We start from the raw sequence: 23,576 nt of genomic DNA, 5'->3' as shown, positions 1-23,576 counted from the left end.
TGTGGTGCAGTAGTTAGAGGAGAACTACCAAGCGGTAATAGTTCCAGGCCAAGACTTGAGCGTTAATCTCCAAGCATTATTAGTATGGCTCGGCAATTATGGGCATCTTTCCTACTCCAAGCTGACCGAGCTTTTGTGGGAACTCGGCAGGATTGAAGTGGGAGTAGGAACATTGCAAAAAACCAATCAACGAGTAGCAACAGCAGTCAAGCCAGCGATTAATGCACTGCGGGAATGGGCACCTCTTCAATCAAATGTTCCTGTAGATGAAACCCTAAGAGTGTGTCATGGGGGTTAAAGAATGGTTATGGACAGCTAGTGGAGAAGGATTCTGTTTATTTCATGCCGCAGATACCAGGGGGCGGGTGGAATTGGAAACCATGCGGGGCAAAGAATTTGCGGGAGTATTAAGCTCAGATGATTTCAGCGTTTATAATGGCGGGAACATCGCAGCCCAACAGAAGTGTCTGGCTCATTTACGGCGACATTTCAAGAAAGTGCTGGAACTTCCTGGCAACAATAATGCAGCAGTCGCTCAAATATTTCTGTCATTAATTGATCAAGCTTTTATCGCCCATGAGTCGGGAGCGAAAGACGAAGGAGCAACTTACCTACGACTATTGGGCAACTGATTTCAAAATACGATTGAATAAAGCCCTTGCCACTTGGTTCAACCAAGTTGGGCGGCAGGTTTGTTACTCAAATCCTTACGGGATAAGGCAAAACAGTGGTGGTATTTTCTGGATGACCCCGGGCGTGCCTCCTGATAATAATAAAGCCGAACGTTCTCGTTCAGTAATGGCTTTTTTCCGTGAGGCTATTTCTGCCCATTCTTGTGACTTGGCTCGACCTGAGCTTATTCCCTTCTTTCAGACCTGAATCCTTACATATACTGATCACCTTATTTACCAGATTTTTCACCAATTGAGAATCTGTGGTCAAAACTTAAAATCATTCTCCGTTCTCTCAAAACTACTAATTATCAAGAGTTAGGAAAAGCACTCTTAGTTTGCGTTCGGACAAGTTACATCGTCAAATATTTTTAACTGGTTTACACACTGCTGTTATTGTACCTCATCTTTCTGAGAAAGGCTATAGATACTGAAGAACCAGGAAAACTTTGGGAAAATGCTGTAAAATTGCCTGATTCTGGCAGCAGTTCAGGAGTAATATAAGCACCATCGGGACGGCGGTCCGCTTGCTAGTGCGGCAAAGGATTTCTGTAAGCACTTCTCCTCCCTGTCCGCTGGAGTCTTTATAATTTCCCCAGAAACGGGCTAATTTAGATTGAGCTAGACTGTGCTTGAATGTCATTCCTGTTTTATCCACTAAGTTGCCGTCAACCTATTCCATTCTATCGGCAGGTCGGAATAAAAAATCTTCAAGAGATATGACTTTTTTAGGCTCAGATTCGTGGAAAATTTCTGGTGTATTTTATAATTGAGGATGTGATTCTAACTCTGAGCTTTGGTCGGCATTTTGGGGTATAATTATAGTAGGTGTCATGCTTGCAACCTCTGTTTAACTATTATGGCGTTGCTGAATTACGGTATGATACGGCCAAAAATACGAGAGGGGACCCGAAAATGATTTTTGAGATTTTGATGGGGGATTGGAACATCTCCAAATTTTAGATAATGAATTAGTAATTTAATTGAATACCCTAGCATTTATTCACATTTAGAATAACAAATACTTTTTCTTTTTAGGCGATCCACGTAATGTCTGAGTCTTGTATTTTCACCTTCAACTCTTGTCATATAGGTTTTGCTAGTAATCTGGTCTCCCTCCGGGATAAATTTTGGGTAAACTTTCCAGCCATCTGTCACATAAAAATAGCATTTCCATTTACTAACTGCCGCCCATAGTGGTTCAAAAGTTTTGGCGCTATGATCGCCTAAAACCCATCCTAAAATACCTGGCTTAAAATGGTCTACGGCTGTCCACAGCCAGGTGCAAGTTTTTTTTGAACCAACAAATGTTTGTAATTCATCTAATTCTCCCACTTCGGGATTTGTTTCTGGATCTTAACAATCTGGTAAGAGTTTCCCGGCTTCTTTTACCCAATTAATGATTGTAGTATGATGCACATTTTTGACTCTTTCAATTGCTCGAAAACCATCCCAGTAACATACATCTTGAGACATTCATGTTTCAATTATTCTAAATATCTTATTTGAGGATGATAATCATCTATAAATTGTCTATTGCATTTGATGCAAATATAATTCTGTTTGCCTTTTTGGTGAGCATTTTTATTGATATGAGTTGATTTACATTCAGGGCATTGCATAATATTGCTTTTAAATGTGTGTGATTTTTGACGCTCGAAGGACAACTTCATCATACCCTCGTTCAGCAACGCCACTATTATAAGTTTACAAGCGATCGCTCTCGATCGCATTTAATGACATGATTGAAATTGGTAAATTTGGTCTTTTCAACTTAGCCCGACAATTTATATATCATAGCAATTCAGAAAGGTGACTTTCATGATTCTCTCAAACCGTTTTTCGGAAGCCCTCACCTATGCAGCCGAATTGCACGCTACCCAACTTCGCAAAGGTTCGGGCGTTCCCTACATTGCTCATTTGTTGGGCACTGCTAGTATAGCTTTAGAATATGGGGCAAATGAAGATGAGGCGATCGCAGCTTTGCTTCACGATGCGATCGAAGATCAAGGTGGCACCACCACCCGCGAAGCCATCCGCCACCGCTTTGGCGATACCGTCACAGCGATTGTAGACGGCTGTACCGACAGTGACGAGACGCCGAAACCCCCTTGGCGTCAGCGAAAGCAAGCTTATATCGATCGCATTTCTACAACTTCTGGCTCGGTCAGATTAGTCTCGGCTGCTGATAAACTTTATAATGTCCGATCGATCCTGAAAGATTACCGTCAATTAGGAGATACTGTTTGGGAACTCTTCAAAGGTGGCAAAGATGGTTCTCTCTGGTATTATCGTTCTTTAGTAGAAGCATTCCGCCAAGCTGAGTTAACGCCTATAGTTGAAGAATTAGATCGCACAGTTTTAGAATTGGAACAGTTTTCTGAAGGCTGAAGACTGAAGGTAAAAATCACTAATTATCAATTACCAATTACAGTCACACAATGGCAAATGTTCGCTTAGAAAATATTACCCGACGCTACCAAAACGTCACCGCGATCGAAAACATCAGCTTCAAAATCCCGGACGGGGAATTTTGGGTATTAGTCGGGCCATCCGGCTGCGGGAAATCCACAATTATGCGGACAATTGCAGGTTTAGAAACCGCAACTTCCGGCAATCTTTACATCGGAGATAATTTAGTTAACAACATTCCTGCTAGACAGCGGGACGTTGCAATGGTGTTTCAAAATTACGCGCTTTATCCGCACATGACTGTCGCAGAAAACTTGGCATTTGGATTGCGGATGCGGAATGTTGACCCAACTAAAATTCAAGAACGAGTCGAAACAGTAGCCCGATCGCTCTCGATCGACCACCTCCTTAAGCGTAAGCCCAAACAGCTATCAGGCGGGCAGCAGCAGCGGGTAGCACTCGGAAGGGCGATCGCCCGCGAACCGAAAGTATTTCTGTTAGATGAACCGCTTTCTAACCTCGATGCTCAACTGCGAGACGACACTAGAGCAGAACTCAAACAACTGCATCAACGGCTGGGAATTACCACAATTTACGTCACCCACGACCAAGTGGAAGCGATGACTTTAGCTGATAAGATTGTTGTCTTAAATGGGGGAAAAATTCAACAAATTGGAGACCCGCAAAGCATTTATGCCAAACCAGCTAACCGCATGGTTGCCACATTTTTAGGCAACCCCGCCATGAACATTTTGCCTGTAATATATACTAATGAATCCTTTCAAGTAGGAAATCAACATTTAGCCTGTCCGCCCTCGATTCAGAAAAAATTGCACGCGAGAGAAGGACAAGGATTTGATTTGGGCATCCGTCCAGAAAATATAGAAATCTTTACGCCACAAACCGCAGAAGAAGATGATTTGAAAACCGATGTTTGGGCATTAGAAAAAGTCCCTCTTGATGTAGAAGTAAAAGTAGTGGAACCTCTGGGGCGAGAAACTTTAATTCGGGCGAGTTTGCCGTTGTTGAGCGCTGAAACTACTGTACAGTTACAAATACCTGCGAGTGTTCGCTTGCGATCGGGCGATCGACTGACGGTACAGCTTGACTTCGATCGACTATTTATATTTGACCCCTCCACGGGTGAAGCGCTGTATCCTTAACGGGCTGGAACAGGACTGACGCACGGGGGCCCAGCAACCAGGTTTTTTTAGTCGCAGTGCGTAAGTCCTGTTTAATCTAAAATCTAAAATCTAAAATCTAAAATCTAAAATCAGTGGGGATGTCTCGTTTCGTAGTTACAAAAGTTTACACTTGACATTTATTAATTTCCGAAGTAATGATACGATTAGTATTGGCACAACGGCAAAACGTCCCCCAAAAGCTGATATTTCCTGACTCGGGGCGATCGCTACCCACAAGGCAAGCATCTTTTCCCTAAGAAGCGGCTTTACGCCCCCACTGTGGAGCAATTAGCGAAGCAAAAACTCAGAAAAACGTTCTAGCGGCATTTTTAGATGAATCCCGACAACCTGCCTCAAATGCTGCAAACAGGATTTCACCTAACTTTAGGTGCAACTTCCTTTTTAATTGAGACATTGCAAGATCCTCTGAAGCGAGAAGAAAATCTTGACAAACTGAAGTCAGATTTGGGCCAGCTAGCCGATGAGCTGCTGGAAAAAGGAGAAATGACTGAGCGAGAAGCTCGGAATTTTGTAGATACTATTTTCTCTCAACCGGGCGATCGGGAGAATGCAGACAATGAATCTGTCTCGCCCAAGCAATCAGATGCAGCGACTGATGCTCCTCCCGATTCGGTTGTACAGCCTAACGTAAAGCTAGAGATTCAAGAATTAACTGCACACATGGCAGCGCTGAGGGCCGAGTTGGAAAATTTGCGCGCCGAAAATTCCCAGTATTAAAGAATCAAGAGTCTTTAACACAGCCGGAGTTTACTTGCCAACTTAATTTAAGAGAACCAAACTTTAGTCATTGTCCCATTTTTCAGAACCGATCAGGTCGGCAATGCGATCGCGCAGCAAGAAGTCGCATTTTTCTAATTCGCACTCTACACAAGCCCATTCCCGGGGCGGAATGAATTGGCACAGGGTATAGATGGGCTGTTGGCGGCTGAGTACGCCCTCATGCACTAGCTGACGCGCTTCATCTTGGATCACATCTAAAGAGTATTGGATTTGGGGAATAGTGGAGTGAATCATAATGCGCCCTCAATGTTTTACTAAAAAATTTTATGGCCCTGGTAATAATATAGTGCAAACTTACGAATATGGAAGTTAAATTTTGTCCGTATCCAGCTATACAATTCACTGCCGTAAATAAAAATAAATTATACGAATCATCAGTAAGTGATGGGATCTGTCTTAGGATATTGATAAACAGCACATTTTCCTGACTAGCAAGCGGATCTGCTGGAAAGCTCAATTCAGCACTTAGGAACCCGCATCGGATTCCCGGTTTCTGGATGCTTTGCCACCAAAGGCAACATTTCATGCGAGAAACCGGGTTGATGAATTTAAGTCCTGACGGAAACAGCAAAGGAAAGATTTAGGAGTCCGGCAACTCAAGCATTACCAGTTCCGTCAATGCCGAATAGCACTTCTAGAACGAGAGATTGCGCTGCGGGCATTTGCCCATAACAAAATACATAAGGAATACTCGGAGGCAAGTGTGGCAAAAATTGCTCTAAAACGTAGGGACTGCCGTAAATTAACACAGCTTGCAGTTCTCCCGTTTTTAATAATTTCTTAAACCAATCTTGAGCTGCTTCGGTCAAACCAGCACTGCCTCGGAAGCAATTGCCGCGAATGAAAATTTGCAGCAGTGTCGGAGAAAAATTCTCTGCACTTGTATTTTCAGCGATCGCCCCTGTGCGATCGTCAATCAGTTGCAATTCGTAACCAAACTGTTCGGGAAGGGCGATCGCCGGAGTGTGGTTGCCCAAAAACTCGCACCCCAAAACATCATCTACAACAATCAAATTCCGCAAACACTGGTTTTCTGCGGGATTTGGAACCTGCAAAGGTAGATTTCCCCCAAATTTCAAAGAATCTCGCAAAATATCGGCAGCAGTTGCCCTTGCCTGTGGGTTTGCCAGCAAACTTAAGTCGATCGACTCCAGGGATTGTAGATTCTTGCTCCCCCCCTTAGCAAGTTGGGGGGGGTCAGAAATCAACATACCCACCTTTATTTTCGCTTTCCAAATGCGGTTGACAGATTCCTTGATTTGTGCTATTGAAAGTCGCCCTTGAGTGACAGCTTCGCAGACAGCGAGAATCGCCCCTTCCGGGTCAAGCGGCATCAGCAAAACATCAGCACCAGCCTCAGCAGCCAAAACAGCAGCTTCATTAGCGCCGTACTTATTGGCGATCGCACCCATCACCAAAGCATCCGTCACAATCAAACCTTCAAATCCCAACTCTTCTCGCAACTTCCCGATCAAAATCTTGCGAGAAAGAGTAGCAGGAAACTCCGCATCCCAAGCCGGAATCAGCAAGTGAGCGCTCATCACAGCATCGACCCCAGCAGCCATCGCCTCGACAAAAGAAGGTAACTCAACCTGGGCTAATCTCGCTGGCGAATGTGGCAAAACCGGCAATTCCAAGTGAGAATCAACCGCCGTGTCGCCGTGGCCGGGAAAATGCTTAGCTGTGGTCAAAACCGGGTGTTCACCTGCGCCTCGAATAAAAGCAGCAGCTAATTTCCCGACAATTTCCGGTGTTTCGCCAAAAGCGCGGACGTTAATCACAGGATTGTCGGGATTGTTGTTAACATCCACCACTGGTGCGAGAATCCAATTTAGACCGATCGCCCTCGCTTCGATCGCAGTGACAGCGCCCATTTGTTCAGCATATCGATCGGCTTTACCTGTATCGTGTCGCGCCACTTCAGCAATCGCCATCGGCGGCCCGAACCAAGTCGCCCCCGCGAACCGCTGGCCGACACCTTCCTCAATATCAGCCGCCAGCAGTAGCGGAAACTTGGCCCAAGACTGCAATTGGTGCGATCGAACTGCCAACTCCGCAGCACTTCCCCCGACCAAAATCACCCCGCCGACGCCCAACTTTTCCAGATAATAGCGGAGTTTGCTAGCAGTTGGTTCCCATTCGGGATAGCGAATTTGGTGGTCGAACAAGCAGCCAGAAGCGCGCACCACGAACATCTGCGCCACCAGTTCTGGTAAGGAAAGATTGTCAATCATTCGATTTTAGATTTTAGATTTTAGATTTTAGATTTGGGCATCGGGCATCGGGCATCGGGCATCGGGCAAACAGGGCATCGGGCATCGGGCATTGGCCAAACAGGGAATTTTCCCTATCTCCTTCTCTTCCCCTCTTCCTTCTTCCCTCTTCCTTCTTGCTTCAATGGGGACTTTCATCCTCAGTGAATTCTTCATCGGGATCTAGAAGGTCCGGTTTGCGATCTGCAGAAAGCTGATTCAGCAGTATCAACATTTTATCGCCCCGTTCCAAAGAACGGTCTTCGAGAAAAATCACTTCCGGCGTCCGGCGCAGTTGCAATCGTTGGCCCAACTGACTGCGGACGTAGCTAGTAGCAGATTTCAAACCCTCCATAGTCTCGGCCTTAGCCTCATCAGTACCGTAGATGCTGACAAAAATTTTTGTATGCTGAAGGTCTCCCGAAACAATTACATCGGTAACGCTAACCATACCGGCACCTACCCGGTCGTCCTTGATTCCATTCAGCAACATCAGGCTGACTTCCCGTTTAATCATTGAAGCTACACGCTCAATGCGACGACTTGTAGCCATAACACCTACTCCTCTACTTTCCTAATCAGCCATTTTCATCCCGATTGACAATTGTAGCGCGATCGGTCAGGGGTGTTACGGGCGATCGTCCGACTTAGGGGTGAGATACAGCTTAGAGGAAAAAAATGTTTGATTGCCATAGGTGAATATATAGCTAATATAGAGAGGTAGAGTGAGATACAGCTTAGAAGAAAAAAAATGTTTGATTGGATTGTCAAAACCGTAGCCGATGCTTCAGGGATAACTAACCAGCTAAAGATAGGTGAATGGGCAAGATTGAACAGGACGAACCCTTTCGATATGGGAGGCAAAAACTACCAACGATGTCTTCATGACTTAGGGTTAGGGGGAAAACATCATGAACTTGAATATAACGAAGATGGCAGCCTAAAATATCAATAATTTAGCCGTAATTCCGTTGATAATGATCCCTGATTCCCATTTTATTATCCATCCCTAATCAATCAATCAATCAATTAAACAGAAACATTTCTTGTCAAAATAAATTTATCTCTGTGTTTTTTTAGGAAATAAAACTCATGGAAAAAGAATTTACCATTGGTCAAAAAGTCAGAGTTGTGGCGATGCCGCCTTACGTCAAAACTGCCGAACCGATGCCGATGCTGCGGCCTGCGAATTTAATTGCGATCGGCGCTGAAGGCGTTGTGATCGATCGGCGTCCCGGCAATTATTGGGGAATTCGTTTTGAAAAAGGTGCTTTTCTGTTAGACAGTCAGTACATTGAAGCAGCGGAAACTAATGTAGAAGGTAATGGGTAATGGGGAATGGGTAATGGGGAATGGGGAATGGGGAATGGGAAGAGGGAATTGATCAGATATCAAATTCGTTGGTATCAAAATTATTCATCTCTCTCTTCTGGAGACTCAGCGCCCTCTGCGTTCTCTGCGGTTAAATCATTCCGAAACAACAGTAAACCCTATGAGAAATTAACATTTCCCTTTTCCTTCTTCCCTCAACATCCCTCCCTTAAATCCGTTAAATCCCATTGCTTGCTCGTTGCCGAACTTCCTTCTTCAACAAGCCAGCTTAGCCTCAAAAGCCAACGAATTAACAGGAAACTCCCCCAAAAATTCCTCTAAAATAGGAGATGTGAAGTTACAAGGTTGAGGTTTTCCCAAATGATAACCTTGAGCGTAATCTACCCCTAGTTCATTGATTTTATCCATAATTGTTTGATTTTCAACATACTCGGCAATAGTTTTAATTCCCATAACGTGAGCGATTTTGGTAATAGCTTCCACCATTGCAATATCAATAGGATTCTCGACAATATTCTTAATAAAATTGCCGTCTATTTTGAGATAATCAACCGGCAAGCTTTTCAGGTAAGCAAAGGAAGACATCCCGCTGCCGAAGTCGTCCAAGGCAAACTGGCAGCCTAGTTCCTTGAGTTGCCAAATCAAGCTGGCTGCCTTGCTTAGATTACCGATCGCCACGGTTTCGGTAATTTCAAAACAAATTATTTGCGGCGGTATTTGATGGATGGAAAACTGTTCCTGAATAAACTCGATAAACTTTTCTTCGTTGAGGCTGTCCCCAGAAAGGTTTATTGAATAAAGGTGGGGGTATTTGCCACATGACGATTGCAGCTCAGACAAAAGAGAACACGCAGGGAAGGTAACTATTTTATCGCTGTCTACATCGGGGTTTTGGACTAATAAATTTGCCGTAAAAATTTTAGATAAATTGCTAAATAAAGTGCTAATTACCCAGCGGTCGATCGCGTGCATCAAGTTGTAGCGTTCGGCCGCCGGAATAAACGCCATCGGCGACACCAACTCACCAGTTTCCAACTGGAGGCGCAGGAGGATTTCGCAGTGGGTTCCGGTGGTTGGAGAGTTGAGCAAAGGTACGATCGGCTGAGAGTACAAGCAAAAGCGATTCTCTTCTAAAGCTTGATGAATTTGCACCACCCACTCGGTTTCGCCATGCTGTTTGATTAATTCTTGGTCGCCAGCTTGATAAACCTGTACCCGGTTGCGACCTTTATTTTTAGCAGCGTAGCAAGCCATATCAACCGCGCTCAAAATCGCAGATGTCGAGGCTGCTTTGGGATTGATTGCTACCAAACCGATACTGACGCCGAGCGAAAAAGTTTTGTCCTGCCACGCAAAGCGGAATGCCTGAATGCTTCGCAGCAGCGTTTCAGCAACGTTCAATCCTCGTTCGACGGGACAGTGGTACAGGAGTACGGCAAATTCATCGCCACCCAGACGTGCCAAAATATCGGTTTTGCGGATACTGCTTTTAAATAGCTGGCTGACTTGGCGCAGTAGTTCGTCCCCTGCCGCATGACCGCAGGTGTCGTTAACTATTTTGAAGCGATCGAGATCCAGGTAAAGCATGACGTGTTCTTGCCCGTAACCTTGAGCGCCGTGTAGGGCGTGCTCTAGCTGGTACTCAAATTCCCGGCGGTTGACTAATTGCGTCAGGGGGTCATGAGTTGCCTGCCAGGTGAGTTGCCGCGCTTGAGTTCGCACTTGCGTGACATCTCGGAACACAACGACGGCCCCGACAATTTCGCCGCTGCTAGCGTGGATAGGGGCGACGCAATGGTCGATCGCAAATTCGGTGTTGTTGCGGTCAATCAGCAAGCTGTTGTGTCCTTGGTCAACAATCCGACCTTCGCACAAAGCAATTTCGGCGATATTTTCAGCCGGCCGCCTGGTAGTTTCGTCAACTATTCTCAGCACGCTGGCGAGGGGCAAACCCTTAGCTTCCGAGGTAGACCAACCCGTGAGTTGTTCGGCAACTGGATTAAGGGTGGAAATGCAGCCGTCGGCGTCAGTAGTGATTACGGCATCGCCGATCGATTGTAGAGTAACCTGAGCGAGTTCTTTTTCTTCAAAAAATGCTTGTTCCATGCGCTTGCGATCGGTAATATCTCGCTGCACCGACACCCAGTGGGTAACGTTCCCGGAGGTGTCGGCAATGGGTACGCTGTTGAGTTCCACCCAATATGTTGAACCGTCTTTGCGGTAGTTAATCAATTCTAGGCGTAGGGGTTCTTGGCGAGAGAAAGTACGGCGAATTTTATCGACTTGGGTGGGGTCGCTTTCTGGGCCGCGCAAGCAACTGGGGGTTTTCCCGATGATTTCTTCGGGTAGGTAGCCCGTCATTTGGGTAAAAGCTTCGTTGGCATAGATGATGGTGGGGTCGGAGATATCGCTGTCTCCGGCATCCATAATCACGATTGCGTCGTTAGCGTTCACTACAGCAGATTCTAAAAGGTGGAGTCTGGCCTCGGCTCGCACGCGGGTAGCAATTTCGCTTTCTAGTCTGGCGTTAGTCAAGCTGAGGGATGCGATCGCTTTTTCCAATTCCCTAGTCCTGTCTGCCACTGAATCATGCAGAACATCGATCGCCCCGGACATTTCCATTGGGTCAAGTACGTGCAGTATGTTGGTTTGAGTAACTATTCCCAGGAGTTCTCCCTGTTCCCCGGTTACTACCAACCTGCGGACTAAACGCTGGTGCATTTCCTGATGAGCTACCCACAGCGAGTCTTCTTGCTTGAGGCTAAATAAGGGGGTACTCATCACAGTTTGGGCGATCGTTTTCGACAAATCTATATCTAAAGCTTGAAATTCGACAATATCCCGTTCTGTGACGATACCTACTGGAATTGGGAACGGTAAATCCCTCGATAATTCTGTTGATTCCGTAATTACTACGCAGCTAACGCGGTGCTGCGCCATCAACTCGGCTAAACTCCTAACTGACGCGGACCGAGGTGCTTGAATGACTTGTGCAGTCATTACTTCTTTCACGCGGCGCATTTTTAAGAGATTTGCCGGTTTCAGCATGGCTTGGCGAATGCTTTCCGGGGTAATTACTCCTAAGAGTTGACCTTCACTATCCAATATTGGCAAATGCTTAGTTCTTCGTTGCCCCAGCAGAATTAGGGCGCTGAAAATGTCTTGACTCTCGGATTTTGTCAGAGTTGCTGCAGGCTGCCTCATTACTTCTGCGATGGTGACACCTTTTAAGTTTTTGCCCGAGGCAATCAAATCGACAAGATCCCTTTCGGTGAAGATTCCTTGCAATTGAGAATGTGGACTAGAGTGCGAGGATAATTTTTCTAGGTATTTTTCCACGACAAAGACGCAGATACCTGTCGCGTCTCTGAATGCACTTGATGTGGGGGAATTTGCGATGTCTGTTAGTGGCTGATAGATATCGGTTGGTGGAATGTCTGCGTTTAGAGAGCAAGTTCCGCGCCGTTGGCCCATCAGGGTAATTACTTCTGCTAGTGGGGTATCGGGCGCAACTGTCAAGGGGTAGGGGTCTATTACTTGAGCTAAGGTTGGCAGATACTTGGAGGAATCGTTTTTGAGCATATTTAATTGAGTTTTGCGATCGCGTGGACTCTGCGACATTCCAAAAAAGTGCTGCTTTACAAGCACTAGGTGGATTTTTACGGCGCTGCTGAGACCTAATTAAAATTTATTGTTAAAAATGCAGCCGAGATTGGACTGGGGATCAAGCCAGTGACTGCTTTTCCTCTACCTATAAAGGTATAAGCTTATCTTTATTTTAAATTAATTTTTCAGTCTCGTGACACTTTTATTAAAAACAAAGTATTTTATGTGAACTTTTTGCGATAGGATCATCCCTAAAATCATCCCTCGTATTGCGAATCATCTCCATCTTCAGAAAGACACATCGGTTGGCTCTATTAGCTAACCTAGAAAAGGTTACTACAAAAGTGCACTGTATTAAGTTCGGCAGTGTTAAGTTTTGCGAAATTATGTTTTGCTAGCTTGTCGAGACCATCTATGCGTTGTTGCGGGCAATCGATATCACAGCCCATCTGTGAATTAGATCGCAACTTGCGGAAACAACAGTGGTAAGATTGTAGATATCAAGACAAGAAGTTAAATACAGAGTCTGGTGAGGAAAAAAGGATTATGAAACGCAATCTATTAGCCGCTACTTTTTTAATTACTCCCCTACTGTTGGCAGGCCCGGCTCGCGCTGAAAATCCCGCTCACGTCAAACAGTTATTGTCAACCGGGCAATGTTTTAAGTGCGACTTGTCAGGAGCAGATTTAACGGGAGCTCATTTAATTGGTGCTGATTTGAGAGAAGCAAATTTACGAGGAGCAAACCTATCTAGTGCCAACCTAGAAGGCGCGGACTTGACGGGTGCTAACTTGACGGGTGCTAACTTAACCCAAGTTTTCCTGACTAATGCTAGTTTAAATGACGCAGACCTCGATCGGGCAAATCTGACAGCCGCCATCATTAACACCGCTGACGTATCCGGCGCCTCAATGCAAGATATGACCATCACAGATGCGAAAATCTACAATACCCAAATCGGCGTCGGCGGCAGCTACGACCAGTAAACTCATTAAAAGAATGGAAAACACCAATTTTGAGTTTAAAAACCCGGTTTCTCCCCAGAAACCGGGTTTTTAGTCTTTTTGTAAACTGCCCCGGAGCCTCACATTTTATATTTCAAGCGAACAATCTGACGCACCCTACTACTACCGCTAAAAACCCAAATCAACAGCAATTCGGTGCGCGCAAGCAAACCCTGAAAACGCCACCGCATTTAAACCCTGTCCGGGAAACGTACTGTCACCCACACAATATAAACCAGGCATAGAAGTTCGATTAAACGGCATTCCCAGCAAACCCATTAGCTTCTGTCGCGGAATCGGCCCGTAAGTTCCGTCTTCGCGCCCCAAAAAGCGGCGGTGAGAACGCGCTGTCCCCACTTCCATATAATCCAAACCGGCATCTAAACCGGGAAAAATCTTTTCTAACCTTTCAATAATTCTCCCTGCTGCCTCTTCCTTTTTATCCTCGTATTCCTGCTGCGCAAGTCCTTCCCACTCTTCCATCCAACTCGAAGTAAAAGCGTGAACGATGTGATATCCTGCGGGAGCTAAATCCGGGTCGAGTACCGTCGGAATTGACACCAAAACAGTTCCCTCCGCCGCCTCCATTTTGTCCCAATCTTCTAACAAAATGTGGTGGCAGGCGCTACCCGCAGGGATTACGCTTGCTTCCACTCCCAAATGCAAACTCAAGAAACTGGGGGCTTTTTGATAGCGCTGCTGCCATTTCTTCTCGCTAGCGGGCATATCTTCTGCAGGCAGCAATTTCTCAAAAGTATCCCACCGCGTGGCGTTAGAAACTATGCGCTTTGCGCGGTAAACTTCGCCGGTTGCTAGCTCGACTCCGACAGCGCGGCCGTTTTCTGTAATAATTTTTTTCGCTTTAGCTTTGTATTGAATTTTCCCGCCGCATTTTTCTAATCCTTCTACTAATTTTTGGGCGATTTGACCGACTCCGCCTTTGGGATAATTGATGCCACCGTAATGTCGGTCGGAAAATACCATTCCGGCGTTAATCATTGGCGTCAAGTCTGCAGGTACTACAGACCAGTAGTAGCATTCCATGTCGATAAATTTCAGCAAAGTAGGGTCTTTTATGTAGCGCCGCGCAATGTCGCCAGTATTTTGAGGCAGATATTTTACTAATCCCAAACAGGCTAAAGGATTCTGAAAAAAGACTCGGACGAGATATCCGGGTTCTTCTAGGGATAGCAATTCCATGCCGTTGAGGCAGTTGAAGACGTTCCAGCATTCGCCGTAAAATTTGTGGATTCCTTCGCGTTCGTGAGGGAACCTGTCTGTTAATTCTTGCAAGTATTTGTCATAAGGCTGGGGAACTTCAAGTTCCAAGCCGTCGGGTAAGTGATAGTGAAGCTGTACGGGGTCGGGAATGGTTTCTAAGGTGACGTTAACTGCTTTGAGGGCGCGGGTGAGGAGGTTGGTGGTGCCGCGCTGTCCGAAGCCAAAAATCATGGAGGCGCCGACATCGAATCTGTAGCCTTCTCGATCGAAATATCCAGCGCTACCCCCCGGAATTGTATAGCTTTCGAGCACTAAAACTTTGGCTTTCTTAGCTGCTAGCTGGGTGGCTGTCACGAGTCCACCAATGCCGGAACCGATGACAATCACATCAAACTCTTGCTGTGTAGGGCGGGAGTTGGGAGAAAATAACTGGGATTGGGTAGGAGCTGACATTAGGTTAAAAATCTTAATATTTCTATGATTTTACAGTCGATCGCTCCCGAAGCAAGAAGTTCGGCAAGAGATTTGTAGCGGATGTAACGGATGTCACGAAGACCAAAGTTCGGCAATGCCCAATGCCCAATATCCAATCCCCAATGCCCAATGCCCGATGCCCGATGCCCCTGCTTCCCAAAAAAATGCGGGAACAGTCTACCATTGCCGACTGCCCCCGTCTGCCGATCCTTTGAGAGGAGAACACTAAAAATTACTATAGCCTTGTTGCTAATTAATGTCAATACTATTGGAAAAATATTTCAATAAGCTGATGGAGGTCGATCGGCGAATGGGTTATAACTCAATCTCTGGCTTGTATGCGCCCTCAAGGATGTGATAAGTTGCACAGAGCATAAAATTTCTCCAACCTAGCACTCTCCCCAATTTCCTAATGTCCCTGCAACTGCGCGTTTACGTTCCTCCCCATCCATTAATTAAACACTGGCTGGCTGTTGCCCGCGACGCCGCCACCCCATCGGTTCTTTTTCGTTCTGCGATGACAGAATTGGGAAGGTGGCTGGCTTACGAGGCGATTCGAGAATGGCTGCCGACAGTGGAAACCACAGTGCAGACGCCTGTGGGCGAATGTCCGGCGACTTTTATCAACCCAGAAGCTCCGTTAGTTGTGGTACCGATTTTGCGGGCGGGTTTGGCACTGCTGGAAGGAATTCAGACGGTTGTACCGCTGGCTTCGGTTTACCACCTCGGCATGGCAAGAAATGAGGAGACGCTGCAACCGACTTGTTATTTGAACAAATTGCCGGCGCAGTTTAACCCGGAAACGCGGGTGATAATTAGCGAGCCGATGCTGGCTACGGGCGGGACGATTATAGCGACTATGCAGGAATTGACTGCACGGGGAATTGACCCGAGCTTGATTCGGATTATCTCTGTGGTGGCTGCTCCTCCGGCTTTGAAGAGGCTGAGTGCAGAGTACCCGAGTTTGATGATTTACACGGCAACGATCGACGAAATAGTCAACGAACAAGGCTTTATTGTACCTGGTTTGGGAGATGCGGGCGATCGAACTTACGGCACATGAACAAGTCAGCCAGTCAATTTTAGATTTTAGATTTTAGATTTTAGATTTTAGATTGACTAGACTGATAAATCTGGGGGCTTGTAGGCGTCAGCCAATTTTAGATTTTAGATTTTAGATTGACTCGACAGATAAGTCTGGGGGCTTGTATTCTTTTTTGGGTGCGGTGAGTTGTTCCAGGAATCAGTTGCTGAAATCTCCGGGAAAAAAGATGACCTTCATCATCCAGGATACAAGCCACCGGATTCATTCCAACGCGCAGACTCAGGACCGAGAGATAAAAAACCTGTATCCGATGAAACTTGCCCCCCGAATTTATCCGTGGGGTCAATGCTTCAATTCTTTAATCTAAAATCTAAAATCTAAAATCTAAAATCGATTGACCCTGGTTTGGTAAAAGCAGGCACCGAGAGAGTTAGAATCAAAAGTACAAGTCAAAAATAAATAGCGTTTAGCACTCATTGCCCGTGAAACTTGATTCTGTTCCGCCAAGCTTGTCTGCTTCTGACTCAGTAAACCTCAATTATGATTTGCCACAACAGGTACAACTACAAATAAAAGAGGTTACTGAGATTTGTGCTGCTTTAAACCCGGAGCCCGCTGAACTCTCAGTGACTCTAAATCCCGATCTTTGTCAGGAACAAAAGAAACTGAAGCCGAAGCACTGGGCAATATTTGCTTCGACTTTTGCAACTATTTTTTTAGCTGAAATTGGAGACAAAACTCAGCTCGCAGTTTTGCTAATGACGGCTGAATCTCGAAATCCTTGGATCGTGTTTGCGGGTGCGGGTTCGGCTTTGATAGCAACCAGTTTGCTGGGGGTGTTGCTGGGAAGGTGGCTGGCTAGTCGGATTGCTCCGAGAACTTTGGAGAGAGCAGCCGGAGGGATTTTACTGGCGATTTCGGCGGTTCTGCTGTGGGAAGTGCTGGGTTAATTGTCTGCCTGTCGGTAAGTCCTAGATTTCTACAAGAGCTAACTAAGAACTAAAAAAACATGGACTGGCAACTTTTGGGAATCAGTTTTATTACAGTGTTTTTGTCAGAATTGGGAGACAAAAGCCAATTAGCTGCGATCGCCCTGGGCAGCAGTTGTAACTCGCCGCGGGCTGTATTTTTCGGTACGGCGTCGGCGCTGCTGCTGGCAAGTTTAATCGGCGTGGCGATCGGCTTTAGCACCGCAGAGGTGTTGCCGGAACGACTGGTAAAGGGACTCGCAGCGATCGGATTTGCGGTAATGGGTTTGCGCTTGCTGTGGCCAAAAGCAGATTTACCGGAAGCATCCGAGTAGGGCGTAGCGTCGGTCGATTTGAGATTTGAGATTTGAGATTTTAGATTTACTCTACAGATGAATCTGGGAGTTTGAACAAGAGTCTAAAATTTTGATCTCTCCACCACAGGAGTCGTTCGCAAGTATCCGTTTTTGGGCGGGTCAGGAAACTTGACAGTATAGTTATCTCAAATCTGTTAGCATCGGAGATTATTCATATCTCTCTTATCTTCATCTGCGTGAATCAGCGTGAATCCATTGTTATCTGCGGCCCAAGAAATTCTCTTTTTTTAACCGCAGATACAGGCAGATAAACACAGATTAACGCCGATGAATACAGAAGGGCTGCAATTCAAGGCTCGTTTTCGATCGCTAAAATTTAAAAAATTAGCGGGGGGCGTGAATTCACGCCCCCCGCTGCTGGTTGAGTTTTTCTCAACTCAACCTCTGACCCTTGTGTCGATTAAACTTGGTTTTGGTAACACCAGCCCAGCAGCGTACCGGCGACAGCCAACTTCAGCGCTTCCAATGCAAAATAGCCTTGGTGCAGTAGATTCATGCCGGCGGGCACTTCTGCTGCGGAATCGAACAGATTTAGCTGCATTCCCAAGGCGCTCATTTGGGGTGTCAGGGCGTAGGTGTCAATCAGGGCGATCGCCAGAAGTACCAATGATAATAAGATTGCTGTGCGGCTGCGCTTGCCGAAGTCACCGACTAAATTGCTCAAAACCATCAAACCCGTTGCCACCAGGCCCGAACAGATTAACTCAACGCGGTTGAATCCCCAGAACATTAAATTTCCGGCGGTTGCAAACTCCGGTGATGTCGTCATGCCAGATACGTAGAGACTGGGCATAATTACTAGATCCAAAATCAGGCTAACGCTGAGCCAGAAAATTAGGGCAACCATGACAATTGCTTGCCAGCGCGGTTTGATTGATTCCACTCTTGATGTTGTAATAGCTGTCATATAATTAGACCCTCTAAAAGTTTCTTCTGCCTTTTCTAGAGTTTAACTAACTTTTTTCTAAAATTCTGTTAAGTATTTTTAAATTAATGGTAACTTTTGTGTAACAGACGCTGAAGAATTGTTAAGCTCACTTATGTTTGTCCTCACCTCGGTTAACTAATACTAATTCGGAAAAAGTACGGAATAAATTAATAATTACTCACAAGACTTATGCACTGCGACCAAAGACATCTGTTTTTAACCAAGAATTTCAAAGGTGGTACCCGCAACGTGATTTATCCGTGGAATCAATCCCAAATCGAAAATCTAAAATCCTCAAGAAAGAGCATTTATTCGTGGGGTCGCCTCTAAAATCTAAAATCTAAAATCTAAAATCTAAAATCGATTGACCCTGATTAAACACCGTAACGTATTTTTTTCATAAAAAACCACGTTTCTGCGTCCAGAAATAACTCCTAATTTAACTGTATATGCCTAAATTTCAATTATCCTCTTGGTTGCCCCGTCTCCCCCCTCAAGTCTGGATTCTTGCCGCAGGCAGATTCCTCTCCCAAAGTGGCACCGGTTTTACTTTATTTTACGCGCCGATATTTTTTGTCGATGGCGTCGGTTTATCTGCTACTGCTGTTGGGATTGGTTTGGGTAGCGGTTCAGTTTCGGGAATATTCGGCAGAATTTTGGGCGGTTCTTTTTGTGATTCAAAATTTTGGGGAAGGCGGCGAACTTTACTGCTGGCTGCAGTTATTTCGGCGGTGGCTTCTTTTGTGCTGGCGGCGACTAATGATTTCGTTGGCTTAATTGCGGGCAATTTACTGATGGGTTTGGGTGTGGGTTTCTATTGGCCTCCAACCGAGACGATGGTGGCAGATTTAACGGAGGGTGAACAGCGACAGGAGGCTTTTGCTTTGACGCGACTTGCTGATAATTTGGGTTTGCAAGTTGGGATTATTTTGGGCGGTTTGTTGATTGCCGTAACGGGGAATTATCGCTCGCTCTTTATTATTGATGGTATCTCGTTTTTAGTGCTGTTTGCGGTGGTGGCGATCGCGATCGCCGAAACCTACAAACCAGCTAATCCAGCGGATAGAGGCAAAAAAAATCGGGAAAATGGTTGGATGGTGGCGCTGAGCGATCGAAGTCTTCTAGTTTATGCGGTAGTAAATACTCTGTTCACATTATATATTTCCCAAATCCAAACCACAATGCCGCTGTACTTTAGCAAGTTTGTCGCGGTGGGGACATCGGGAAAAGGCTTTTCAACAGGTACAATTACCGTTTTGTTTGCTTTTAGCACGTTTTTAACTGTGGCTTTGCAACTCCCGGTTGTTAAAGCTTTGAGGCCGTTTTCTTGTGCGAAAGCTTTGATGATTTCTGCGCTGCTATGGGGAATGGGATTTATCGCGATCGGCTTGACGGGAATGGCTGCCACTGGCAATCTATTTTTAGCTGTTTTAGGCTTGAGCTTTTTGTCGCTGGCGACTGTTACTTATACGCCTTTTGCTTCGGCTTTGGTGGTGGATTTAGCACCAGAGTCTTTGCGGGGCGTGTATTTGGCGGTTAATTCTCAGTGTTGGGCGATCGGCTATTTAATCGGGCCGCCGCTGGGCGGTTTGGCTTTGGATAGAGGTAAATGGGCGGCGGATAATTTTTGGTTTGGTTTGGCTCTTAGTGTGATTGCGGCTGTGGTTATTTTGCAAAAGGTCGATCGGATGTTAAAAAAATAATTGCTAAAATACAATTTTTGTGATATTATACACCCAATAGATAAAGAACTCACTAACTCGCCAAAAATGCCTAGCCGTCTTGAGCTCTGATAGCAGGCGGTTGTTTTACTTTTTTTATTAGACATATAAAAAATATTAACTAACAACTTTGTGGTTGGCGATCCCAAATAGCTCTACAATTCCTATAAAGCTAATAGCAATTTTACTATCAAATTTGTAAGGAGTTCTAGTGAAACCACATCTACTATTTAGTGCTGGCGCAGCCGGTTTACTGTATATACTTGCCGGTTCTTTACCGTTGGCAGCGATGCCTCCCGCCGAAAAAGAAATATTAGGTACTGAAGATTTAAAAGAGTCCGAGGCTAAAATTAGCCTGAATACAACTGTTGAAAATCAGGTCACAGCCCCTGAAACATCCGAGTTAAAATTAGTTGAGGGGCTGCAAGTTGACAACCCCGTCTCAACAACCAATCAACTCGCCAATCTCCCCGAAGAAACTGCAAACCTGAGTCTGCCCGAAACAGCAGAATTAACCGCAGAAAATGCCGAGGAAAACTCATTAAACTTAGCCGAAAAACCAGCAAACCCAGCCCCAGCCGTCCCAGAACAAGTATCTGTTGCCCCTTCTCAAAACTCGCAGACGCCCGCAGAAGTCACAGAAAAAACATCTGTCATTCCCGCCCCTAACCCCGCACCAGTAATTGCCCAAACAGAAACTTCTACTTCCGAAAACTTAGCTGAAATCGAAAGCAGCGCTTCCTTAGAACCCGCAGCAACCAACTATGAAACTTCTGAATCCAGCGAACTCCAGCAAGTAACATCTGTATCTCAACTATCCGACGTGCGCCCGACGGACTGGGCATTTCAAGCGCTGCAATCTTTAGTCGAAAGATACGGCTGCATAGCGGGATATCCAGACGGCACATTCCGAGGCAATCGGGCAATGACTCGCTACGAATTTGCTGCTGGCTTAAATGCTTGCTTGGATAAGGTTAGCGAGCTAATTAGAGGAGGTACAGGCAACTTAGCGACGAGAGAAGACTTAACAAAACTCCAAAGACTGCAAGAAGAATTTGCAGCAGAATTAGCGACTTTGCGCGGTAGAGTCGATGCTTTGGAAGCCCGTACCTCCGAATTAGAAGCCAATCAATTTTCGACAACAACTAAACTCAGTGGGGAAGCAATTTTTAGCGTTGCCGATACTACGAAAAACAATAACAGCGATACTCAGACAGTTTTCAATTACCGAGTGCGCTTGAATCTGCTGACCAGTTTCACGGGCAAAGATACCCTAATCACAGGCTTGCAAGCTTACAACATTCGCAGCTTCGGGCCTGATTTGGGTTTGTCAACGGGGGCATTTAGCGGTTTGTCTGACAGTCAGGCAAGGCTGAGTTTTGAGCCGCAATTCCCCGGAATCAATCCTCAGAATTTATCTAGCATTGGCGCCAATACTGTTGAACTTTACAAACTTCTTTACGTTTTTCCAGTTTCTAACAGCATCACTCTATTCGCGGGCCCGAAAGCTGAAACTTCGGATGCTTTTCAAGCCATCACTCCTTTCGCTGGAGAAGGGCAAGAATCTATTTCTAGGTTTGGAGGTTACAACCCTGTAGTGCGCGTATCCGGCGGCACTTCAGGCAGCGGCTTGGCATCGGCAGGTGGGTTTATTTGGAACCTTTCCAAAAAAGTCAATCTTACAGCTTTGTACGGCAGTGTAAATGCTGCTTTGCCCAACGATTTAGGCTTTCCAGCTACTCCATTGGGGGCGGGTTTATTTGAGGGCAGTACCGTTGCTGCGGCACAGTTAACGATTAAACCAACTAGCAGCATTGACATTGGTCTGAATTACGCTTACAGCCGCCACCAATTGAATATTCTTGCCACAGGATTATCTGATGCGGATTTGGGTTCAATTTTGGGAAGAGATAGAGAACCTGTTAGCGGTGGCGTGAGGATGAATTCGTTTGGCGGTACTGCAACTTGGCGGCTTTCTCCGAAATTAGCTGTTTCTACCTATGGAGGTTGGATAATTGCTGATGCTGAAAGAAGCAATGCTTCTACAACTTTTAACAGTTGGATGGTAGGTTTCCATTTCCGAGATTTGTTCGCACAGGGCAATAATGCAGGTATTCTGTTTGGACAGCCTTTGGATAGGGATTCGGTAAGTGGCGGTGCTCGTTTTCAGGCAAATAAGGCAACTCCTTATCATTTGGAAGCTTATTATCGTTTCAAAGTTAACGATAATATCAGCGTTACACCCGGTGCTTTTGTGTTGTTCAATCCAGAAGGAACTAAGGATAATGATACTGTAGGGGTGGGAGTTCTCCGCACTACTTTTAGTTTCTAGAGTCGGAAAAATATAGCCTCTGCGTGGGGCGGGGCGGGTTTATTTCTTTTGTCTGTGAGTGGCAAATATTGTTGGTGAACCCGCCCTTACCTAGAGAAGTTTGAGAAAATATGAGATTGGGGGATTGAGGAAGTGTTAATTAATTGGTGAATACCTCCTTTTTGTGAAAAAGGCTATACCAATTCCCAATTATCACTTCCCAATTACCAATTCCCAATTATTTTCGTCGATCGCCCAATTTGCGGTAAACTTCTCTTAAATCAACTTGATGGTGAGCCAAAGCAACCAAAGTGTGATAAAATAAATCCGCAACTTCCCCAGCAATCCCCTCTTTGTCGTCATCTTTGCAAGCCATCACAACTTCCGCCGACTCTTCGCCAATTTTCTTGAGAATCTTGTTGTCGCCACCCTCAAACAACTTGCAAGTATAAGAACTTTCGTTAGGATTGTCGCGCCGATCGCAAATTACCGCAAATAATTGAGATAACATATCCCCTGGCGGCGGTGAAATTTCCCCATCAACTTGGTGAAAACAACTTCTTTCTCCCGTGTGACAAGCAATATCTCCGACTTGTTCCACAGTGACTAGCAAAGTATCACTATCGCAGTCGTAACGCAGCCCTTTGACATTTTGAACGTGTCCCGAAGTCGCCCCTTTGTTCCAAAATTCAGCGCGCGATCGACTCCAGAACCAAGTTTGCCCAGTAGAGAGCGTTTTTTGCAGGGACTCCCGATTCATCCAAGCCATCATTAACACTGTACCGTCCAAATAATCTTGGACGATCGCAGGCACTAAACCGCGATCGTCGTAACGAATCTTTTCAATTGGGATCGATCGGCTCAAACTCGATAAATCAGTAGTAGACATAATTTTATTTCAACTTGGTAAGATAGATTAACGCTTTCCTGTGGGAGATTTTTTTTAATTAACCGCAGAGAACGCAGAGGACGCAAAGGAAGAGAGAAGATTGAGCAAGGGATGGGTAAATTGTCAAGAACTCTTTTACAAAAAATTACACTTTAGGGCGATTCCCTACGGGATAGCTTCGCTTCACGATGTGGGTGCTACAAAGCCTGAAAAACCCAAGCTAGTATTGCTACTCATTGGTTTGTACCCTAAAATCTACTAGAATAGTTTCCTTGAATCGACCTAACCTTTATGTTGAACTGGTTAGGGTCGAGAGAAGATATTACTATCCTCTCCCTCCCATTCGGAACCGTGCTTGCCACTTTCATGGCACACGGCT

Annotated in this window: 20 protein-coding genes and 1 pseudogene; 12 read left to right on the top strand and 9 right to left on the bottom strand. The window is 45.6% G+C overall.

The window, feature by feature from the left end; translation table 11 throughout:
• Positions 1–55: 55 nt before the first annotated feature.
• Entirely contained in the window at positions 56–298 is a 243-nt protein-coding gene (locus QUB77_RS19005; RefSeq protein ID WP_333176061.1) for a hypothetical protein, read from the top strand.
• A complete protein-coding gene (locus QUB77_RS19000) occupies positions 288–632 on the top strand; it encodes an IS66 family transposase (protein ID WP_333176064.1) in 345 nt (114 codons plus the stop codon). The genes QUB77_RS19005 and QUB77_RS19000 overlap by 11 nt, the downstream gene beginning before the upstream one ends.
• Before the next feature lie 912 nt (positions 633–1,544).
• Here the strand turns inward: QUB77_RS19000 and QUB77_RS18995 are convergent.
• A pseudogene (locus QUB77_RS18995) lies at positions 1,545–2,293 on the bottom strand (IS1 family transposase).
• 199 nt (positions 2,294–2,492) lie between these two features.
• Between QUB77_RS18995 and QUB77_RS18990 the strand changes: the two are divergent.
• The 3 genes from QUB77_RS18990 to QUB77_RS18980 all read left to right on the top strand — a co-directional run bounded on the left by QUB77_RS18990 (position 2,493) and on the right by QUB77_RS18980 (position 5,005).
• Positions 2,493–3,062, top strand: coding sequence for an HD domain-containing protein (locus QUB77_RS18990; protein WP_333176066.1), 570 nt, complete (start codon positions 2,493–2,495; stop codon positions 3,060–3,062).
• A gap of 50 nt (positions 3,063–3,112) precedes the next feature.
• On the top strand, positions 3,113–4,246 hold the full coding sequence (locus tag QUB77_RS18985; protein WP_333176068.1) for an ABC transporter ATP-binding protein: 1,134 nt from the start codon (positions 3,113–3,115) through the stop codon (positions 4,244–4,246).
• Between the two features lie 354 nt (positions 4,247–4,600).
• Positions 4,601–5,005: a hypothetical protein gene (locus QUB77_RS18980; RefSeq protein WP_333176069.1), complete on the top strand. Its 405-nt coding sequence runs from the start codon at positions 4,601–4,603 to the stop codon at positions 5,003–5,005.
• A gap of 63 nt (positions 5,006–5,068) precedes the next feature.
• Here the strand turns inward: QUB77_RS18980 and QUB77_RS18975 are convergent, their stop codons facing one another.
• The 4 genes from QUB77_RS18975 to rbfA form a co-directional block, all read right to left on the bottom strand.
• Positions 5,069–5,302 (bottom strand): DUF4327 family protein, encoded by a 234-nt coding sequence (locus QUB77_RS18975; RefSeq protein WP_333035426.1) that lies wholly within the window; start codon positions 5,300–5,302, stop codon positions 5,069–5,071.
• A gap of 362 nt (positions 5,303–5,664) precedes the next feature.
• Positions 5,665–7,302 (bottom strand): glycoside hydrolase family 3 N-terminal domain-containing protein, encoded by a 1,638-nt coding sequence (locus QUB77_RS18970; protein WP_333176072.1) that lies wholly within the window; start codon positions 7,300–7,302, stop codon positions 5,665–5,667.
• Between the two features lie 27 nt (positions 7,303–7,329).
• Positions 7,330–7,479, bottom strand: coding sequence for a hypothetical protein (locus tag QUB77_RS18965; protein ID WP_333176074.1), 150 nt, complete (start codon positions 7,477–7,479; stop codon positions 7,330–7,332).
• Positions 7,463–7,873, bottom strand: a complete 411-nt coding sequence (rbfA, locus tag QUB77_RS18960) for a 30S ribosome-binding factor RbfA (RefSeq protein WP_333176076.1) — start codon at positions 7,871–7,873, stop codon at positions 7,463–7,465. Before rbfA ends, QUB77_RS18965 begins: the two co-directional genes overlap by 17 nt.
• 539 nt (positions 7,874–8,412) lie before the next feature.
• Here rbfA and sipA point away from each other — a divergent pair.
• A complete protein-coding gene (sipA, locus tag QUB77_RS18955) occupies positions 8,413–8,652 on the top strand; it encodes a regulatory protein SipA (protein WP_333067909.1) in 240 nt (79 codons plus the stop codon).
• A 255-nt stretch (positions 8,653–8,907) separates the two neighbouring features.
• Here the strand turns inward: sipA and QUB77_RS18950 are convergent, their stop codons facing one another.
• Positions 8,908–12,273 (bottom strand): EAL domain-containing protein, encoded by a 3,366-nt coding sequence (locus QUB77_RS18950; protein WP_333176078.1) that lies wholly within the window; start codon positions 12,271–12,273, stop codon positions 8,908–8,910.
• A 531-nt stretch (positions 12,274–12,804) separates the two neighbouring features.
• On the opposite strand from QUB77_RS18950, the gene QUB77_RS18945 reads away from it, so the two are divergent.
• Entirely contained in the window at positions 12,805–13,245 is a 441-nt protein-coding gene (locus QUB77_RS18945; RefSeq protein ID WP_333176080.1) for a pentapeptide repeat-containing protein, read from the top strand.
• 147 nt (positions 13,246–13,392) lie between these two features.
• On the opposite strand, the gene crtH is transcribed toward QUB77_RS18945, so the two are convergent.
• The gene (crtH, locus tag QUB77_RS18940; protein WP_333176081.1) at positions 13,393–14,937 is read right to left on the bottom strand and encodes a carotenoid isomerase; all 1,545 of its coding nucleotides are present in this window, start codon (positions 14,935–14,937) and stop codon (positions 13,393–13,395) included.
• Between the two features lie 433 nt (positions 14,938–15,370).
• Between crtH and upp the strand changes: the two genes are divergently transcribed.
• From upp to QUB77_RS18925, 3 genes are all read left to right on the top strand, one after another.
• Positions 15,371–16,021, top strand: a complete 651-nt coding sequence (gene upp, locus QUB77_RS18935) for a uracil phosphoribosyltransferase (protein WP_333176083.1) — start codon at positions 15,371–15,373, stop codon at positions 16,019–16,021.
• 464 nt (positions 16,022–16,485) lie between these two features.
• Positions 16,486–16,953: a TMEM165/GDT1 family protein gene (locus QUB77_RS18930; RefSeq protein ID WP_333176085.1), complete on the top strand. Its 468-nt coding sequence runs from the start codon at positions 16,486–16,488 to the stop codon at positions 16,951–16,953.
• 59 nt (positions 16,954–17,012) lie between these two features.
• A complete protein-coding gene (locus tag QUB77_RS18925) occupies positions 17,013–17,306 on the top strand; it encodes a TMEM165/GDT1 family protein (RefSeq protein WP_190658036.1) in 294 nt (97 codons plus the stop codon).
• Between the two features lie 442 nt (positions 17,307–17,748).
• Here QUB77_RS18925 and QUB77_RS18920 read toward each other — a convergent pair whose 3' ends face one another.
• Positions 17,749–18,255 carry a hypothetical protein gene (locus tag QUB77_RS18920; RefSeq protein ID WP_333176087.1) on the bottom strand — a complete coding sequence of 169 codons (507 nt, stop codon included), beginning with the start codon at positions 18,253–18,255 and terminating at the stop codon, positions 17,749–17,751.
• Between the two features lie 470 nt (positions 18,256–18,725).
• On the opposite strand from QUB77_RS18920, the gene QUB77_RS18915 reads away from it, so the two are divergent.
• The gene (locus tag QUB77_RS18915) at positions 18,726–19,979 is read left to right on the top strand and encodes an MFS transporter (protein WP_333176089.1); all 1,254 of its coding nucleotides are present in this window, start codon (positions 18,726–18,728) and stop codon (positions 19,977–19,979) included.
• A 229-nt stretch (positions 19,980–20,208) separates the two neighbouring features.
• Entirely contained in the window at positions 20,209–22,329 is a 2,121-nt protein-coding gene (locus QUB77_RS18910) for an iron uptake porin (protein WP_333176091.1), read from the top strand.
• Positions 22,330–22,546: 217 nt separating this feature from the next.
• Here QUB77_RS18910 and hisIE read toward each other — a convergent pair whose 3' ends face one another.
• Positions 22,547–23,197, bottom strand: a complete 651-nt coding sequence (gene hisIE / locus QUB77_RS18905; protein ID WP_333176094.1) for a bifunctional phosphoribosyl-AMP cyclohydrolase/phosphoribosyl-ATP diphosphatase HisIE — start codon at positions 23,195–23,197, stop codon at positions 22,547–22,549.
• Positions 23,198–23,576: the final 379 nt, after the last annotated feature.

Source organism: Microcoleus sp. AT9b-C3 (assembly GCF_036705485.1).
Taxonomy (GTDB): domain Bacteria; phylum Cyanobacteriota; class Cyanobacteriia; order Cyanobacteriales; family Microcoleaceae; genus Microcoleus.
The sequence above is the reverse complement of the archived record's forward strand: the minus strand, read 5'-3'. Positions and strand labels throughout refer to the sequence as shown.

Excerpts from the sequence above, each read along its gene's own strand:
- QUB77_RS18945 (WP_333176080.1), top strand. The coding sequence starts at position 12,805 with ATGAAACGCAATCTATTAGCCGCTACTTTTTTAATTACTCCCCTACTG.
- QUB77_RS18985 (WP_333176068.1), top strand. The coding sequence starts at position 3,113 with ATGGCAAATGTTCGCTTAGAAAATATTACCCGACGCTACCAAAACGTC.
- hisIE (WP_333176094.1), bottom strand. The coding sequence starts at position 23,197 with ATGTCTACTACTGATTTATCGAGTTTGAGCCGATCGATCCCAATTGAA.
- sipA (WP_333067909.1), top strand. The coding sequence starts at position 8,413 with ATGGAAAAAGAATTTACCATTGGTCAAAAAGTCAGAGTTGTGGCGATG.
- QUB77_RS19000 (WP_333176064.1), top strand. The coding sequence starts at position 288 with ATGGGGGTTAAAGAATGGTTATGGACAGCTAGTGGAGAAGGATTCTGT.
- rbfA (WP_333176076.1), bottom strand. The coding sequence starts at position 7,873 with ATGGCTACAAGTCGTCGCATTGAGCGTGTAGCTTCAATGATTAAACGG.
- QUB77_RS18915 (WP_333176089.1), top strand. The coding sequence starts at position 18,726 with ATGCCTAAATTTCAATTATCCTCTTGGTTGCCCCGTCTCCCCCCTCAA.
- QUB77_RS18970 (WP_333176072.1), bottom strand. The coding sequence starts at position 7,302 with ATGATTGACAATCTTTCCTTACCAGAACTGGTGGCGCAGATGTTCGTG.
- QUB77_RS18980 (WP_333176069.1), top strand. The coding sequence starts at position 4,601 with ATGAATCCCGACAACCTGCCTCAAATGCTGCAAACAGGATTTCACCTA.
- QUB77_RS18950 (WP_333176078.1), bottom strand. The coding sequence starts at position 12,273 with ATGTCGCAGAGTCCACGCGATCGCAAAACTCAATTAAATATGCTCAAA.
- QUB77_RS18920 (WP_333176087.1), bottom strand. The coding sequence starts at position 18,255 with ATGACAGCTATTACAACATCAAGAGTGGAATCAATCAAACCGCGCTGG.
- crtH (WP_333176081.1), bottom strand. The coding sequence starts at position 14,937 with ATGTCAGCTCCTACCCAATCCCAGTTATTTTCTCCCAACTCCCGCCCT.
- QUB77_RS18975 (WP_333035426.1), bottom strand. The coding sequence starts at position 5,302 with ATGATTCACTCCACTATTCCCCAAATCCAATACTCTTTAGATGTGATC.
- QUB77_RS18965 (WP_333176074.1), bottom strand. The coding sequence starts at position 7,479 with ATGAAAGTCCCCATTGAAGCAAGAAGGAAGAGGGAAGAAGGAAGAGGG.
- QUB77_RS18925 (WP_190658036.1), top strand. The coding sequence starts at position 17,013 with ATGGACTGGCAACTTTTGGGAATCAGTTTTATTACAGTGTTTTTGTCA.
- upp (WP_333176083.1), top strand. The coding sequence starts at position 15,371 with ATGTCCCTGCAACTGCGCGTTTACGTTCCTCCCCATCCATTAATTAAA.
- QUB77_RS18990 (WP_333176066.1), top strand. The coding sequence starts at position 2,493 with ATGATTCTCTCAAACCGTTTTTCGGAAGCCCTCACCTATGCAGCCGAA.